This window comes from Symmachiella dynata, assembly GCF_007747995.1.
Taxonomy (GTDB): Bacteria; Planctomycetota; Planctomycetia; order Planctomycetales; family Planctomycetaceae; genus Symmachiella; species Symmachiella dynata.
Window position 1 is genome coordinate 608169 of record NZ_CP036276.1, and the last position, 16855, is coordinate 625023.

General features: G+C 55.5%; 12 protein-coding genes. 5 read left to right on the plus strand and 7 right to left on the minus strand.

The genetic code is table 11. The annotated features are described in order from the left end of the window. Nucleotides 1-478 precede the first annotated feature (478 nt). On the plus strand, nt 479-1816 hold the full coding sequence (locus Mal52_RS02290) for an NAD(P)/FAD-dependent oxidoreductase (protein ID WP_145374029.1): 1338 nt from the start codon (nt 479-481) through the stop codon (nt 1814-1816). A gap of 28 nt (nt 1817-1844) precedes the next feature. Here the strand turns inward: Mal52_RS02290 and Mal52_RS02295 are convergent, their stop codons facing one another. After that, nucleotides 1845-2840, minus strand: coding sequence for a P-loop NTPase family protein (locus Mal52_RS02295; protein ID WP_145374030.1), 996 nt, complete (start codon nt 2838-2840; stop codon nt 1845-1847). Nucleotides 2841-3167: 327 nt separating this feature from the next. Between Mal52_RS02295 and Mal52_RS02300 the strand changes: the two genes are divergently transcribed. Next, the gene (locus Mal52_RS02300; RefSeq protein ID WP_145374031.1) at nt 3168-3863 is read left to right on the plus strand and encodes a spermidine synthase; all 696 of its coding nucleotides are present in this window, start codon (nt 3168-3170) and stop codon (nt 3861-3863) included. Here the strand turns inward: Mal52_RS02300 and Mal52_RS02305 are convergent. The 4 genes from Mal52_RS02305 to Mal52_RS02320 form a co-directional block, all read right to left on the minus strand. Beyond that, complete coding sequence (locus Mal52_RS02305; RefSeq protein ID WP_145374032.1) at nt 3860-5302, minus strand: sulfatase family protein; 1443 nt, start codon at nt 5300-5302, stop codon at nt 3860-3862. The genes Mal52_RS02300 and Mal52_RS02305 overlap by 4 nt on opposite strands. A 22-nt stretch (nt 5303-5324) precedes the next feature. Further along, on the minus strand, nt 5325-6605 hold the full coding sequence (locus tag Mal52_RS02310) for an outer membrane protein assembly factor BamB family protein (protein WP_145374033.1): 1281 nt from the start codon (nt 6603-6605) through the stop codon (nt 5325-5327). A 122-nt stretch (nt 6606-6727) separates the two neighbouring features. Continuing rightward, nucleotides 6728-8131 (minus strand): glycosyltransferase family 87 protein, encoded by a 1404-nt coding sequence (locus Mal52_RS02315; RefSeq protein WP_145374034.1) that lies wholly within the window; start codon nt 8129-8131, stop codon nt 6728-6730. Between the two features lie 305 nt (nt 8132-8436). Next, entirely contained in the window at nt 8437-10284 is a 1848-nt protein-coding gene (locus Mal52_RS02320) for a glycerophosphodiester phosphodiesterase family protein (protein WP_145374035.1), read from the minus strand. A gap of 310 nt (nt 10285-10594) precedes the next feature. On the opposite strand from Mal52_RS02320, the gene Mal52_RS02325 reads away from it, so the two are divergent. Genes Mal52_RS02325 through Mal52_RS02335 form a run of 3 tightly spaced genes read left to right on the plus strand, consistent with a single transcriptional unit; the run spans nt 10595 to nt 14891 of the window. After that, on the plus strand, nt 10595-11527 hold the full coding sequence (locus Mal52_RS02325; protein ID WP_145374037.1) for a prolyl oligopeptidase family serine peptidase: 933 nt from the start codon (nt 10595-10597) through the stop codon (nt 11525-11527). Nucleotides 11528-11532: 5 nt separating this feature from the next. Further along, nucleotides 11533-12450 (plus strand): phytanoyl-CoA dioxygenase family protein, encoded by a 918-nt coding sequence (locus tag Mal52_RS02330; RefSeq protein WP_145374038.1) that lies wholly within the window; start codon nt 11533-11535, stop codon nt 12448-12450. Nucleotides 12451-12491: 41 nt separating this feature from the next. Beyond that, nucleotides 12492-14891, plus strand: a complete 2400-nt coding sequence (locus Mal52_RS02335; RefSeq protein ID WP_145374040.1) for a glycoside hydrolase family 20 zincin-like fold domain-containing protein — start codon at nt 12492-12494, stop codon at nt 14889-14891. Nucleotides 14892-14975: 84 nt separating this feature from the next. Here the strand turns inward: Mal52_RS02335 and Mal52_RS02340 are convergent, their stop codons facing one another. Together Mal52_RS02340 and Mal52_RS02345 are read right to left on the minus strand one after the other, a co-directional pair. Beyond that, a complete protein-coding gene (locus Mal52_RS02340) occupies nt 14976-15428 on the minus strand; it encodes a hemerythrin domain-containing protein (RefSeq protein ID WP_197534612.1) in 453 nt (150 codons plus the stop codon). 286 nt (nt 15429-15714) lie between these two features. Continuing rightward, on the minus strand, nt 15715-16725 hold the full coding sequence (locus tag Mal52_RS02345) for a zinc-dependent alcohol dehydrogenase family protein (RefSeq protein ID WP_145374043.1): 1011 nt from the start codon (nt 16723-16725) through the stop codon (nt 15715-15717). Between the last annotated feature and the right edge of the window lie 130 nt (nt 16726-16855).

Here is a 16855-nt window from a genome sequence, read left to right on the forward strand (position 1 = left end):
GGGCGAAGCTCCTGCGGAGCCGCGTTTCAGAAAAAGTCTCACGCAAAGGCGCCAAGTACGCAAAAGAAAAAAACGAGCTTTGCGCGTTCGCGTGATACCTCCGCTCGTTATGAGTCTATCGTCCTGTTGAGAATGCTTGAACCTCGCGAATTGCGTGCCATTTTCTCAGCATAGCGGCCGACAGAGCTGGTCGCAAATCTCGCGCGCCTATCTCAAAATTGAGTCCATCGGGACGCCGTGGTCGTGTCTCTAAGGCACGGTTTTGTCTCATAACATCTCGCTTGCGCCGTTTAGAGACGAGGAGGGACGTCGACCTCCTTTTTTCATTTTTAAGATGACCTTTCATAGTAAAAATCACGGTTTCCGCACCATCGATAAGACGATAAACTCCCGCCCCCGCGCCACTGCGCGCATTTTATGCCGTCACCTACGTTGACGTGAGACCGTTTGCCAGGCAGCTATTGAAGGAAGAGACCGGATGAGTACGCAACATGATGTTGTGATCATAGGCGCAGGCCCCGCAGGAAGCACCGCCGCCACGATTTTGGCCGAACAGGGCCTGGATGTGGTCGTCATTGAGAGAGAACACTTTCCCCGATTTCATATTGGCGAATCACTCTTGCCGGCCTCGGTCCGCATCTTTGAACGGCTGGGAGTTCACGAACCCATTCGCAAAGCGTTTATTCACAAGCCAGGCGGAAAATGGTTGTACGGGTCGATTGAGGTTGCCGGCGATTTCAACAAATCGGATCGCAAAGCCAGTTTCAAAGATCATCCCTACTCCTACCTTGTCGAACGTTCGATCTTCGATCAGATTTTGATTCAGCGCTCCGAGGAGTGCGGCGCGGACGTCCGCTTTGGGACAGAAGTCAACGAAGTCATTACGGAAAACGATCGCATCGTCGGCGTGAAATGTCGCGACGAAGATGGGAACACGGCCGAACTCCACGCTCGGCTGGTGATCGACGCCACCGGTTTGCGGGCCCTGATCCCGTCGAAACTGGGGCTGCGCGAAATCAACCAACCGCAACGCATGGGGATGTATTGCCAATACGCCGCCCGCCCGACGCGCGACGACGTCAAAGCAGGTTGGTTCGTAGGGCAGATGTTTTATGACGGTTGGACATGGCTGCTGCGACTGCCCGAAGATCGGTTTTCGGTCGGTGTGGTGATGACCGTCGATCGCTTCCAAAAATCCCGCCTGTCACCGACCGACTTGGTGGAAAAAATGGTGGAAGAGAATGACCTACTCAACCACGGCATGACGCTCGACCGTCGACGAATTTCGGACGTGATGGTGACCGGCAACATGGCCAGCAGTTCCCAGAATCTAGCGGGGGAGGGATGGGTGGCTGTCGGTGACGCGGCCTATTTCATCGATCCTTGCTATTCGTCCGGTGTGCATTTGGCCATGAAGTCGGCCGAAATGGTCGCCGACATCGTTTCTGCGCAGCCGGCCACAGAAAAGATTCCGAGCACCGTCTTTGATAGTTACCAAAAAGAAATGCGTTCGCACGAAAAGTCGGTGCACCACATGGTCGACGCGTTTTATATCGCCAGCCGCAACACGTCGGTGCAAAAAATGGTGACCACCTTCCAAGGCGGCTACCTCAATCGCCGCTTCGTGACGTTCGTCGGCGGCGATTTTCTGACGAACTCACGCATGATCCGCCGCGTGCATCAGATTTCCAACGTCGTAAAATCGATCTTCGGAAACAACGCCGCCAAAAGCCCGGAAAACTCGCCGCTATACTTATTTGACCCGACATTGAATCACGACCAGGACGGCCGCGATTCGAGCAAGAAAGCCGCCTGATTCGTCGGGTGAGATATGACGCACCGGACTACATTTTGCAATATTTGAAGTGGGACGGCGGCCAACCTACGGCGGCATTGGTCACATTTAAGTTTGCGACCAACCCCTTGGCATCTTCCTCAAAGCGCACCACGTGCGGCCAGGCGGCCACATAGAATTCGTTCTGTGCCTGTGGAATAAGTCGCGCTTGGCGGAAGCAGCCGAACGGGCCGCTTTGAACATCAAAGCTTGGCTGATCAACCGTTGCTATCAGCGAATCACCAAGCGGTCGGAGCCGAAACGTCGTCGCTGAGTGATCATCAAGCATTTGATAATCTCCGGCAAAACGTTCTAAGCGGTCCATCGTGGAGACGGCTGTTGGCTGAGGAACGTCCCAAAAATCGAGCGCCTCGACATATCGCGTTTTCCAGTCACTATGCGCAATGCGCTGACGTAGTTTTTTGAATCCGATCTGGTCAAATGCACGATCCGAAATCTCGTCAAATTCCTTCCAAAACTTGATGAATCCAGCATAGCCCGTAAGGCTGGCCGAGCGCGTATAGGGGTATTGGTCGTGGGCGGCAGTCCATAATTCCATCAGACGTTGGCCGCGGGATTCGACCACATCACGAAAGTTTGCCTCGATGTCGCTCGGTGCGAGGTAGATCAAAACGGGATTGAACGCAGTGATCGTATTTTCGATACGCAGAACGAGATCCAATATCAAATCCCGGTCACAATCGAAAATTAACATCGACCGCACATGGTTCTGAAGAAGCGCCGCATCAATGACAGCCACGTCATTCCTGCTATCCAGTTCCCGCACAAATTGCTGCCAACTCGACACAACTTCGTCGCAGTAGTTTGACCAAGATCGGTGGCGGTGCGGTTCATAAAACAACCGCACCGGATGCGTGGCGCTTTCTTCATGATACCATTTGACAGGTTGTCCGCCGCTGCGCAATTGTCGATAGATAAACTGCGCTAGCGTTGACTTGCCGGTCCCCGGCATACCATCAACAAGTATGATTCGTCTCTCCCGCACAGCATCTCCTTGTTTTTGAGTGATCGATGCTTGGAGCAATGGGATTGTACATTTTCCACTTGGTGTGTGAGAACTGAGCACCTGGAGTATGGCCTTACTGTTTTTTGTGAACGCGGGTTTCCAATAGTTTCCTTTTTCTGCTTCGCGGCTCTGCGCCTTTGCGTGAGGCCTTTTTTCTGAGGTCCATCTCTTGTACTACGCGAGAAAGGTGCGTCGCACCCTACGGTTGCTAATTCTTGTGATTTGGTGGGCGATGTTCTTTTTATCGGTGCCGCTGTACAATGTGCGTCGGTTCGTTTCCTCCTCCTCCCAATGATTGGTTCTTTTGTGGCCACTCCGCAGTTTGAGATCCTCGCTTACGAACCCACAGAGTTGGGCATGTTGTGTTTGCGGCGTCGTGAATTGTTGTGTGAACCGGGGACCGTTGTCACGGAGGTCACGCTCAATCACGAATTTCTGATGAGTAGTTACCTGACCGCTTCGGAACGCGCGTTGTCGGAAATTGCGTTGCGGATGCATACCGGATCGGAACTGCATGTCCTGGTTGGCGGCCTCGGGTTGGGGTATACGGCGCGAGCGGCGCTGGGTTCTCCGCGTGTGGTGAGTTGCGAGGTCATTGAGTTTCTTCCGCAGGTGATCGGTTGGTTGGAGCAAGGACTGGTGCCGTTGTCGGAGGAGTTGAACGGCGAAGACCGCTTGCAGATCACGCGCGGCGACGTCTATCAATATCTCGCCGACGCACCACCGCGAAAGTATGACCTAATTCTGATTGACGTGGATCATTCGCCCGAGGAAAACCTGGGAACCGCCAACGGCGATTTCTATACAGCTAAGGGCTTGCGGTTGGCGAAGCGGCATCTCGCTGAAGGGGGGCTGCTGGGTATTTGGTCGTATGCCGAAGATTCCCCGTTTTCCGAAGCGCTGCGCACGGTATTCCGTGAAGTGCACATCGAACCGGTGACCGTTTTCAACAACCTCATCGATGTCGAACAGACCGATTGGCTGTTCTTTGCCCGCGACTAACGATTCGCCTTGCGCTGCGTGACAGCGCTGTCGTCTCCCGGCGGCCACCATTCGTCGAGCCGTTGGGTCATGCGTGCGATCCGCTCAGATTGATCCGGTTGATTGATCAGGTTCGTTTGCTCAGCCGGATCGTGTTTCAGATCGAAGAGGCTCATCTTGACCGGATTCTTAGCTGGGCCGGGGAGTAACAGTTTGTAGTCCCCCCAACGAATCCAGCGTCCGCGCACGTGCTGCGAGGGCGCGCCGAGGCTTTGCGCGTCATTGGGATAGATCGCCCCGAACGCCGGTTGATCGGCGAGTGTTTCGTCGCCTCTGGCTGACGGCAGCAGATTCCGGCCGCGCATGCGTGGTGTGATCTCCGCAGACAATCCCGCTGCTGCGAGAATCGTCGGGACGAGATCGACGGTACTGACCAATTGCGGGTGCTCCGCCGGTTTGATTTGATTTGGCCAGCAAAGCAAGATCGGCGTGCGCAGACCGTCTTCGAAGGGGGACAATTTAGAGCGTCGATTCTGCCGCGCCGGGGCCCGCTCATCCGGGCGAAAGCCGTTGTCCGAAGCAAACACGATTAAGGAGTCATCCAGAATGTCGTGTTGCGAAAGAAATCCCATCAGCTGCCCCACGGTCTCATCGAATCTCGCAATCTCCGCATAATAAGGCCGCAGGTGTTTCGGAATATCGTGGCCCTTATACAAGTCGTGGAAACGTTGCGGCGCGTCGAACGGTGTGTGCGGCAGAAAAGGGGCGTACCAGACAAAAAATGGTTGCTTGCCGGCGTATTCGCCGATGAAGTTCTCGATCGGTTGCATCGTTTCGCGACCGATGACCAGCCCGGCATCGCCATTGCCGTGCGCGACCCAATCACCGTTGGCTTGCTTGCGGGTGCCGGTGACGTGCCCCAGTCGTTTCGCCGGCAAGCCCCGTGTCATGCCGTGCGTGAATCCAGCGGTTTGATAACTTCCCTCCCAATGCTTGCCGGTTTGCAAACAGGCATATCCATGTTCCGCCAAGATGCGCGGCAGCGTGGGAACGTTTTGGATTAGATAGTCCGTCGTCGCCCGCGCTTGGTGGTACTCATCCGCCGTCATGGTGTTCTGCATCGTCCTCAATCCCGGTGGTGGGTGATTGAAATGGATGCCGTTTTGATGCGGATAGAGCCCGGTTAAAATTGTCGCCAACGACGGTCGGCAAACGCTCATGGGGACATAGCCATTGGGATATCGCGCCGAAGCGGCTGCCAATTGATCGATCTGCGGCGTATGCACCAACGGATTGCCGGTGAAACCAAAATCGCGATACGATTGGTCGTCGGCCAGAATCACAACAATATTCGGACGTTCCGCTGCGAGACTAGGGGACGGCGTTTTCGCGAATACCGTGAACGCAATCACCGCCACCCAGAGGAAAAACGGCGAGAGCGTCAGTCGTCTGTTCATCATTTATCCTCCGGCCCAGCTTCGACTAATTTTGGGTGGGCGATTCCGCAATGCCGAACAGCGAACCGTCGGTGCGGATAAAAATGCGGCCGTCGGCGATGGCGGGTGTCGCATTGGTGGAATCGTCCAATTCGTTGACGGCGACCTCAATATACTTCTCTTCACTCGGCTTGAAGACCAACGTCGTTCCTTTTTTGTTCGTCAGATACAGCAAGCCGCCCGCGCCGGCGATCGATCCCCAACTGGGGCCTTTGCCGCGATGACTCCAAAGGATCTTGCCCGTTTTGGGGTCGAGACATTGAATGGCAGCGCCATCGGCGTTGGGGCGATAGAGATAGCCGTCGATGGCAACACCGGTGCCAATGCTCTGCGGGCTGTTTTCCTTGCGATATAGTCGGTGGGTTTGCGTCACGTCCCCCGTGCCGCCCAAGCGGATGGCCATTGTTGGTCCGCGATATCCTCCCGTGATGAAACACAGAGGCCCCACGATGACCGGTGATGAATACGCCAAACTCCCGCGATCATGGGCCATGCCGTCACAGGTCCAGATGATTTCGCCCGACTGCGGATCGTAAGCGTTCACCCGTGTGGGCATCGCGCAGATGATTTGCGATTTGCCACCGACCTCGGCGATCACCGGCGTGCACCACGATCCCATCGGATTGCCATCATCGCGACGGTTGCCGTCCGCCTCGACCGGTTCGGGTGTCTTCCAGATCTCTTTGCCGTTCGTTGGATCGATAGCGGTGAGAAAGACATTCTTTCCCGGTCCGGCATTGAGCAAGATTTTTCCGTCGTGGAATATCGGCGAAGCGCCATAGCCCCACATGTGGCGAAATTTCCCCAGATTGCGGGACCACAATTCATTCCCGTCCAAGTCATAGCAATACAAACCGGCCGAGCCGTGAAAGACCACTACCCGTTCACCGTCGGAGGCAGGGGTCGAACCGCAGTAAGGATTGGTTTTGTGGGTTGGCATTTTCTCGTCGATGGTGACGGTCCGCACCCACTGTTGTTTGCCGGTTTTTTGGTCGAAGCAATACAGGCTCCGCTGCTTCCCCTCTTCGTCCTCGGCGCTCGTCACAAACACACGGCCATCCACTGCAATGGGACTGCCATTTCCCGGTTGGGGAAGTTTGACTTTCCAAGCGATATTGTCCGTAGCGCTCCATTGGGTTGGACCTTGTTCCCCGCCCGATAATCCATCGCCTGCTGGACCGCGAAATGTCGGCCAATCAGCGGCCCAGATCGGATGCGTCGCACCAAACACCACTAAGAATAATGCCGAAACTAAGCAGCGGGACATCGATAAAACTCCTTGACTCGATGAAAGCAGGGATCGCGGATTCAGGCACGTGCTGCCGCACAACCTCGGGGCGGAGCACGGCAACGATCATATCATACCGGTGGGCATCCCGCATGTGTTGTTCAGGCAGCGTGGGGCAATAACGCCGGCGGAGCCGTTTCATCGTTGGTGGCGAGCGGGTCGGCGGCTGCCATCGATTTGCGGCGTTCCTGATATAAAAACCAGCCGAGCAGCGAAAGCATCAGCATGTATCCAAAGAATGGCGTCCCGATGGCGCGCACGGGGCGGTACCAAACCCACGGCGGCACGAAGTTCAACAATCCCAAGCACGCGAAGAGTCCGCCCAAAGTGAAGCGCATTTGGTTGCGGGAATGGGTGCCGTCCCGCAGAGACCACATCATGACGGTCAGCGGATACATCAACCACACGCCGTAGTAAAACCAAGAGATGGGTGAAAACACAATCATCATCACCAGGAGCATGGCATACTCAATCGCATCAGTCCGCTGCGTGCGGAATTTGGCCCCCGGCATCACAGCCACGAACCCCAGGCAGATCGCCAGTGCCGCGCCGAGAATCACGAAGTTCACAACACGAAAGTCCAGATTGGCCACGTTGACATAAATCAAACGGTACCCGGCGTTCGGGTGGCCGGGAATGTAGGGGCGTGGATGGACGGTTAATTTGCGGTCAGCAGGAATCGGCCGCAACAAACGATTCGCAGTGGCAATCAGCGACGCATTTTTCCAGCGATAACTTTGCCCGGGACGTTGCGCAATCGTGCCGCGGTCATAACTGAGCACCATCGCGTTGGTCCATGTTCCCAGTTCAGCCACATTGCGCTGGAACCCGCGAAACGGGGCCGGCAGACAGATCAGCAAAAAGGCCATCACCACTAAAAACCCGGTCAGGGCTCGGTATTGCCGTCGCCATAATAAATAGACAGCCAGCATCACCGGAAAAGCTTTTACGGCTGTCGCTAAGGCAATCAATGTCCCTGCCCCGAACTGACGACCGGCGCGTAGACAAATAAATGCCGCAAGCAGCAGCGCCAACAACATCAAGTTGGGTTGGCCCAGTTGAAACGTGTCATACACGTAGGCAGTCGTCGCCAGCGTCGGTACGAGATAGATGATCACCGGCCGTCCCCAGGCTTTGCCCGTGGCTAAGTAGACGCCCGCGTAGACACAAAAAATCCAACACACCGCATTGGCCGCTTCCAAGATCAAAATAAAAGGCAGCTTGCCGGCAATGGTGAGCGGCGCAATCAGACAGGCCGAGACAGGCGGGTACATAAAATTGAACCGCGGTGATTCGGCCAGCGGATAGATTTCTTCGCCCGCCAACACCTGTTGTCCGACCGTGTACCAGGTGTCGTAGTCCTTATTGCGATCCGAGGCGCCACCATAGCGAAGGTGTACGCTCACCGGGACCACAGCAAAGCCGATGATGACGCCAATCCAAATGGCCCACAACCAACGGTCAGTGCGCCCTTTGTGTGTTAAGGACTGATGTTGTTCACTCACGCCGCGTTGGCCTTCCGGGGAAGCAAATGCTATTGAAGGTCGAGTTTTTCATGTGGGGCGCGATTGAAATCATCCGACTGCATCAACGTTCTTCGAAACGAGTTCTACCGACAGTCACTCAAGGGTGTTTCACTGTCGAGCAGGAGTATATCGCTCGCGATGGATTCCGCAAATGCCAATTGGGGAAAGCGGTTACGGCAATTATCCAATCAAGAAATACCGATGGAACGACCTGCTCGGTTGCACGGAAACCCCCATTCCGCCAGCGGCACGCGTGCCGATTCGCAGCGGTACCGCTTGGCGTTTCATTCCAGTGCACGGCGGGGATAATCGGTATACAGTCGTTCAACGCCCAACTCCCGCAGCTGTGCCATTCGCTGGGGGTCGTTCACCGTCCACGCACCCGCTTCGAGACTGGCCGCTTTGATTTTTTGGACCTTCTCCGCAGTTACACCCGCCTGGTTGATCACCAAAGCGGCAAAGCCATGCGTCTTGGCGGTACGAATATCGGCCTCGATATCCGTGTTTGCTCCGCGGTCCCAAAAAATCGTCACCGCCGGAGCCAGGCGTTTGGCCTGGGTCATGTATTGCAGGTTGCCATCGTTGAATCCGACCCACGCTTCCATCTGCAGTCGTTTTACCAGCGCAACTGCCTCGGCGACGCAATCCATCTTAGGTTGAATGGAAACCCGCGTCCGCCGCTGCTTTTTGACCAGTTTCAGCACATCTTCCAGCAGCGGAATCCGTTGCGGCGGACAGTCGGCGAGACTCTTGCCGGTGCGGCGTCGAAAATCGGTGGCGACGTCGACTGTGGCGAGTTCTTTGTAGGTTGATTCCGCCACAACAAGTTTTCGGTCGCCCACGCGCGCCGTCGTTTTGTCATGGATCACCACCAACTGGCCGTCCTGGGTGCGGAGAATATCCAATTCAAGCCAGTCCGCACCCGCAGCGATGCCGCCTTGAAATGCCGCCAGCGTGTTCTCAGGGAAATTCCCTGAATCCCCACGGTGAGCGGTGACGCCATTGTTGAGGAACGCAGGTGCTTCACTTTCAACAGCCAGGATCGACTCGCGTTTTTCCTGAAACAATCTGAGCCAATCCAGCGTCAGTCCCTCGGGAATTGTCGCTGGGGGTTGATACTCCTCGGGGGTTTTGCCCCAATAAAATCCAATCCAACCCGCTGCATACGGTTTGGATGCGTCGATGAAGCGCCCCAATTGTTGCGCGTCGCACTTCAGCGGAAAAATCTCCTCGATAACGACCGGTTTGCCGACTTCCGCAAATCCTTGGAGCGTCTTGAGGGCTTGGGGATTCTTGCCGGTTTCAGGGTAGAGGTGCACCGCCAGGAAATCGAGATCGTCGGTCACTTGGTCCGGTATGAACCCCGACGTCAGCCCTGGACGATCCAAGCTATTGGGGACCAATCCTACGGTAATCAAATGCCGCCGGTCCTGTTTGCGTATGGCGGCGACCATTTTGCCAATCCAATCTCGAGCAATCGCTTGCCGTGGTCGGCCGGTTGTTTCCAACGTGATGAATTGCACAAAATGCTTGCCGGCAAAGGCGGGGCCCAGCCAGTCGTCCCGTTTCTTTTTGCCCCCGGGAACATAAGGCTCGTTCATCAGGTCGTAGCAAAACAGGGCGGGGCTCTTCGCGCAGCGTGCGGCAACGGCTTCCCAAAACCGGGCTTGTGCCTGCCAGCGTTGTTGTTCGTCTAATGCGTCGTACCAAGCGGGAACGTTTTGTTTGTGGTAGCAGCCCAGTCCAGTCACATCGAGATACAACCCGGTGCGTTCCGCCAACCGCAACAGTTTTTCCAATTGCCGCAGTGCGTCCTGGTTCGGTGCATCGGCAGCCGTCATGAACTTACCGAACTGCAGATGCACACGGACGACATTCGCGCCCAGTTGTTTCATTTCCTGAAAGTCGTCAGCAACGGATTCCCATTCGTCTTCCCAGTAATCCTCAATCAGCCGCCCTTCACGGTCGTGATCGTAGTTGAATCCCCAGGGAACGAACGTGCGGCCTGATTCCGCCAACACAAAGCCGCGTTGGTCGTTGGCCGTGCGGACCCATTCCAGTTCGGTGGCAAGAGCGTGGTTGGTCAAAACCAGCCCTGCGATCAACGGCAGAAAGACGAGTTTGCGATGCATGGAATCACCAACTTATTCTCGACAAGTCGTTTCAAAACCCTCTGACGCAACTCGCTGACACTAAAATGTAAGTTTCCGGAACAAGCGCAACCGGGTTTTGAAACAGGTTCTAGCAGGAACTCGGCGCCGCGCGAAAACGCGACGATTGCAATGTAAAGGGAATATCAACCGGATTCAATTACCGGGCGGGCCTGAAAATCGGCGGCTCCCGCGGTATGATTGAAATTCTCAGCAGGTGTTCAACTTGTTGGCCAGCTTTTAAATTCTTCTGAGATATCCGTATTCCAGATTCAATCGTTGAGGACAAGAGATGAGATCGCTACGTCCGTGCGTCCTGTTTTTGATGGTCATGCTGTCCGTCGGATTGCTGACGGCCGCTGAGAAAGTGAACACCTCGGGATTGACCTTCACCGAGTATGACATCGAAGAGGATCTCGTCTATGGACATAAAGACGGCTTAGCGCTGACCATGGATGTGCTGACGCCCAAGCAGAATGCCAAGGGGATCGGCGTGATCTTGGTTTCCAGCGGCTCCTGGAAATCAAAAAAGTCCGACATCGAGGCAGAGAACGTTCGCAAACGCAACGAGGACCATTGGGCGCAGGGATTGCTTGCCGGCGGCTATACGCTGTTTGTCGTGCGACACGGTAGCTCGCCGCGATACTATGTGCCGGAGATGGTGGAAGATATGAATCGCAGCGTACGGTACGTGCGGTCGATCGCTAAAGATCACGGCGTTGATCCCAATCAGTTGGGAATCACCAGCGGATCGTCCGGCGGGCATTTGGCACTGATGGCAGCAATGACCGGTGATGAGGGAAATGCCGATGCCAAAGATCCCATCGAGCGCGTGAGCAGTCGTGTGCAGTGCGTCGTCGCTTGGTTCCCCCCGACCGACATGGTGAATTGGGGCGCCGAGAAGGGATACAACGTGATCAAGCTGGTTCGCCCGCAAATGTTTCAGCGGATGTTTGGAGAGATCACCGATCTAGAAAAACAACTCCGCGAAATCTCGCCGATTTACTTTGCCACCAAACAATCTCCGCCCTTATTATTGATTCACGGCGATAGCGACCGAACCGTTCCGCTACAGCAATCCCAAGTGATGCAGGCGAAATATCAGGAACTCGGCTTACCGGTCGAATTGATCGTCGAACCGGGCGGCGGGCATTCGTATTGGCCGGGAATTGCGGCGGAATACCAAGAAGTCTGGAAGTGGTTCGACACCTATTTGAAAAAGTAAGCACAATGTCCACAGCCATGCCTCTCACCAGCTTGGGCGAAACGTTGGATCTATCCGCCGAACAATTCGGCTGGTTTGAATCCAGTGCGCCGTTGATTGACGATCCTGCTGCATTACGAACGCGGTTGGAGGAAGAAGGTTACTTGTATCTACCCGGTTATCTCGATACCGACCTCGTGACCGCTGCGCGGGAACGGCTGCTTGGCCAATTGGATGAACTGGGAATGGTCGATCGCACGCATCCGGTTTCTGCAGGAATTGCCCAACAACCCTGGCAGGGACGCAGTTGCCACGATCTGGTTCAGCAGAACGCGCCGCTGCGGGAATTGCTGTACGCCGGGCGGATGATGGAATTTTATCGACGGCTGTTTGACACACCGGTACGGCATTTCGATTTCACCTGGCTGCGAGCGATCGGTCCGGGGCACGGTACGGCGCCGCACGTCGATTCGGTTTATATGAATCGTGGGTCGCAACGGCTATTAACCAGCTGGACGCCATTGATGGAGATCACACCCGAAATCGGCGGACTGACGATCATGCCCGGTTCGCATCGCTTGGACCGCTTGAAAAAACATTACACAGGCGATGTTGACACGTTTTGCACGAATCAACCCGATCGCCCGCCCCAGGATGTCCATGAATGGATCGGCCCGTTGGGGGATGGGAAACTGAGCGGGCATCCGGCGCGGTTACAATCCAAACTGGGCCTCCCTTGGCGGACCGCCGAACGGTATCGTCCGGGAGATGTCGTGATATTCAAAATTTTTACCGTCCACGGCAGTCTCGACAACCACAGTGACCGCATCCGACTCTCGACCGACTCGCGTTACCAGCCGGCCGATGAACCGGCGGACGAACGTTGGATTGGCGAAAACCCGATCGGCCATAATCGTTCCGTCCGCAAGGGGTTGATTTGCTAGCAAGCGACCAACGACGAAAACACCATAGAAAGTTCCCACTCATGAATCACATACAACGAATTGGCCTCCTTGCATTTCTGGGGCTTCTGATATTTTCCGGAAGTGGCGCGCCCTTGGCGGCGGCGGAATGGATTGACCTTACGGATGCGGTTGTTGTCGTCCGCGATGGCGATCTTCCCCAAGCGGAACAAACCGCAGCGACGGTGTTGATTGAAGAGATCGAAAAACGGACTGGTATCAAGTTGCCCCAAACCGACCAATGGCTGGCGGATAAAACGGTGATTGCACTCACGTCGCAAAATAAAGTTCCGGGATGGAACACAGCCATCCCCATGCGGAAGGGCGAGAACCTTCCCGAAGCTCAACCCGAGGGATACCGCCTTTCCGTTCAACAAAACGATGATGCGGCACCGATTGTTTGGATCCAAGGGGCCGATCCCCGTGGCGTGTTGTATGGAGCGGGGGCTTTGTTGCGGAATCTGCAGTGGGGCCAAGAGACTGCCAAGCTGCCGGCGGATTTAGATATGGCCACCGCACCGGTCTCGCCGATTCGGGGTCACCAGTTGGGTTATCGTGCGACGGCCAACTCTTGGGATGCTTGGACGGAAGAGCAATTCGATCAATACATCCGCGAATTGGCACTGTTCGGCACAAACGCCATCGAGAATATTCCGTTTCAGGATGGGCGGAAAAACTCGATGATGAAATATTCCCGACAGGACATGAATCGCAAATTGAGCGAAATCTGTAACCGTTACGGACTCGACTATTGGGTCTGGACGCCGGCCGACTTTGATCTCAACAACAAAAAACTGCGCAGTGAAATGCTCGACAAACACGAAACGTTGTACCGCGATTGCCAACGACTTGACGGGGTCTTCTTCCCCGCCGGCGATCCAGGAGACAATCCGCCGGAATTGGTGCTGCCTTTTTTAGAAGAATTGTCCGAGCGACTCATCGCAATTCACCCGAAGACGCGGATCTGGTTGTCGCTACAACGCCTGAGTCGCCGCGACGTCGAGTATATCTTCGATTATATCAAAACAAAGAATCCAAAATGGTTGGGTGGGTTGGTCGCTGGGCCTTCCAGTCCGCCGGCACCGCTGATTCGTAATTCACTTCCGGCGCAATTCCAGTTTCGCCTATACCCCGACATCACGCACAACAAACTCTGCCAATACGTCGTCCCTTGGTGGGACCCCGCCTATGCGCTGACGTTGGGCCGCGAAGCGATCAATCCTCGACCGCGCGAATATGCGGAGATCCACAATCGGCTCGCCCCGTATACCGATGGGTTCATCAGCTATTCCGACGGCGTGCACGATGATGTCAACAAGATTGTCTGGAGCATGTTGGGCTGGGATCCTAATCGCGATGTGCGGGAGATTCTGATCGAGTATTGCCGCGTTTTCTTCGATCCAGCGATTGCACCCGCAGCGGCTGATGGGATTTTGGCTCTCGAAAAAAACTGGCAAGGCGCGTTGGCCGACAACGGTGCGGTCGAAGGGACGTTGTTGTATTGGAATGAACTGGAAAAACAGGCTCCGCACTTGAGCGGCAATTGGCGCTGGCAAATGAATTTACTGCGGGCAAATTACGACGCCTACACCCGCCGCCGTTTGATATATGAAACCAAACTGGAAAACCAAGCAAACGAGATTCTCGCCCAAGCACCCCAAATCGGCAGCAAAGCGGCAATGAAACAGGCCTTGGACGTTCTCAATCGCGCGCAGACAGATCCGATTAGCCCAAAATTGCATTCGCGAATCGAGGAACTGTGTCAGGACCTTTTTGAATCGATCTCGCTGCAAACCAGCGTCGAAAAATATAATGCCAGTGGGGCCGAACGTGGGGCGTTCTTGGATTTCGTTGATCATCCGCTGAACAACCGGTGGTGGCTCGAAGACCGTTTCACCGAGATCGCCAAACTGCCCGGTGAAGCGGAGCGGCTCAAGGAATTGGAGATCATTCGCACCTGGGAGAACCCCGGCGCCGGCAGCTTTTATGACGATTTAGGAAACATCGCCAAGTCACCACGGTTGATCCGCTGGAATCCGGCCGGCACCAATCCCGCGCACGTCATCCGCTCACCCAGCACGACCTATTGGTGGTTGGACAACGGCAAGACTCGAGCGCGGCCATCGTGGTTGACGACCATGGAAGCCGGAACCAAGGTCGTCTACGAGGGCCTGGATCCCAACGCGAATTACGTGATTCGCGTCGCGGGCTATGGGCAGTCGCTGCTCCGCGCCGACGACCAGCGGTTGCAGACATCCCTTGATGAACGTGGTCTGGGAGAATTCAAGGAATTCCCCGTCCCCAAAGACTTGCTCAAGGATCGCAAGTTGACGATTACCTGGGATGCCCCCACCGGCGAAGAGCATCTCAACTGGCGGCAGCAGTCGCGAAACGCCGAAATCTGGTTGTTGAAACAACCGTAAAGCGGGAACCGCCCCCGCCCAGCGAAGGTTGTTTGCTCACTCCCTCTCAAGTGTGAGCAGCGATGCAGTCTCGTCTCGTCAGCTCTACGAATGATTGTCGACGTCCAGCGTCTCGACGATGATCGCTGCTTCGGTTGATTCGTGTTCATGCAGCAGATCTAAGAATTGCTCGATGTCCACAAGCACGTCCCGCCAACATTGATAAGATTCTCCGCAAGCCTGCAATCGAGAACTGTAGTCGTCCAGGGTGTCGAGAATCTGTAGGTGTTGCTGTTTCAATTGTTCCGCTTGCTCAGCCAACTGCGGCGCGCGTTCGATTGCACCGGCTAGATAGCCTCCCTGTTCTTCGAGTTCGAAATGTTCTGCGAGATGATCGCGCAATTCTCGAATGCGGGCTCCCATCTCTTCGTACTTCGGTCCATCGCCCAGTTCGTTGACTTCACTCCAGAATTGCCTCAAGTCAGTGACCCGTTTCGAAATTTCGACATGTTCGGTCGACAACATCCGCAGGAAATCATCGGTTTGCGAAGCAGCCATCGTACCCATCCTTCCAGTGCTCTGAATCGTGCACCTGTAAGCGGCCGAGTTTGTATTGATCACAAACTCCTAGTACAGCTGGTCAACAGAAACTCGCGAGGAAACCCCTCACAGACTTTGGTCCAGGCATAAAAAAAACCTCCATCGTGCGAACCTTGCACGTAGAGGCTGTCATGACCGGAATCGGACCACCAAGTCATCAGCGGTCCCGTTCTGGCCGTCATTATTCGTGGCGAACGCAAAAATGTCAAGACGTGTAATCCCTCCCCGTGGGGGGCATTGGGCGTCAATCGATGACCAGGACTTTAGCCCCCTGAATCGGGCCATGTTTCAGTTCCAGCAAAGCACGATTTGCGTCTTCGAAGCGGTAAGGTTCGACCGTGGGGCGAATCGGAATCTCGGCGGCGATTTTCAGGAATTCGGCAATATCAAAATGGGTGACGTTGGCGACAGTTTTGATTTCGCGCTCCATCCACAAATGGTCGTGGTAACTCAGGTCCAACAGCGACTGCTTGTCGGTGTCCTCTTTACGAATCGCATTAATCACCAACCGTCCTGCTGGAGCGAGGTTTCTTAAGGCCTCGACCACCGGTTTCCAGACCGGCGTGGTGTCGATAATCGCGTCCAGGTTTTCCGGCGACCGATCCGTGGTGTCTCCCACCCAGGTGGCTCCCAATTCCAAGGCGAATCGTCGCGCGCTTTCATCACGTGCGAAGACCGACACTCGACTATCAGGATACAGGTGCCGCGCCAGTTGAATCACGATGTGAGCTGAGCCGCCAAAACCGGTTAAGCCCAGCGATTGGCCATTCTGGAGTTGGGTCAGTTTTAATGAGCGATAACCGACCGCCCCGGCACAGAGCAGGGGGGCAGCTTCAGCGTCGGTGAAAACATCAGGAATGCGATAGGCGTACTGCTCCCCGACCGTTAGGTACTCCGCATAGCCGCCGTTCACGTCTCGGCCCGTGGCCCGGAAATCGACGCTGAGGTTCTCATCATCCGCGCCCGTCGATGAATGGATCCAACCCACGCCGACGCGGTCGCCGACTTGCAGTTGGCTCACTTCGGCCCCCAGGCGTTCCACACGACCAATCACTTCATGACCAGGGACCACTGGGAACTGCGGCGGCGCGGTGCGACCTTCGATCTCGTCCAATTCCGTATGACAGACTCCGCAAGCAGCGACCCGTATTAAAACCTCACCGGGCCCTGGAGTGGGGATGGGAACATCGGCCAGGACGAGCGGTTCATTCGTGTCGTGTAGCGAGACGATTTTGTGAAGCAGCATGGCTTTCATCGCGACGGCTCCTTGAGGTCTCAGCGGACTATGGGCGACAGGCGATTGCGCAATTCCATTCTTACGGCAATCTTCAGCGAATCAAGAGGTGCATCTCGGTAGCATGGAATGTCGCTGGAATCGAACGACC

Coding starts and splice junctions, on each gene's coding strand:
- Mal52_RS02330 (WP_145374038.1), top strand. CDS start 11,533: ATGTCCACAGCCATGCCTCTCACCAGCTTGGGCGAAACGTTGGATCTA.
- Mal52_RS02310 (WP_145374033.1), bottom strand. CDS start 6,605: ATGTCCCGCTGCTTAGTTTCGGCATTATTCTTAGTGGTGTTTGGTGCG.
- Mal52_RS02325 (WP_145374037.1), top strand. CDS start 10,595: ATGAGATCGCTACGTCCGTGCGTCCTGTTTTTGATGGTCATGCTGTCC.
- Mal52_RS02320 (WP_145374035.1), bottom strand. CDS start 10,284: ATGCATCGCAAACTCGTCTTTCTGCCGTTGATCGCAGGGCTGGTTTTG.
- Mal52_RS02290 (WP_145374029.1), top strand. CDS start 479: ATGAGTACGCAACATGATGTTGTGATCATAGGCGCAGGCCCCGCAGGA.
- Mal52_RS02335 (WP_145374040.1), top strand. CDS start 12,492: ATGAATCACATACAACGAATTGGCCTCCTTGCATTTCTGGGGCTTCTG.
- Mal52_RS02345 (WP_145374043.1), bottom strand. CDS start 16,725: ATGAAAGCCATGCTGCTTCACAAAATCGTCTCGCTACACGACACGAAT.
- Mal52_RS02305 (WP_145374032.1), bottom strand. CDS start 5,302: ATGATGAACAGACGACTGACGCTCTCGCCGTTTTTCCTCTGGGTGGCG.
- Mal52_RS02340 (WP_197534612.1), bottom strand. CDS start 15,428: ATGGCTGCTTCGCAAACCGATGATTTCCTGCGGATGTTGTCGACCGAA.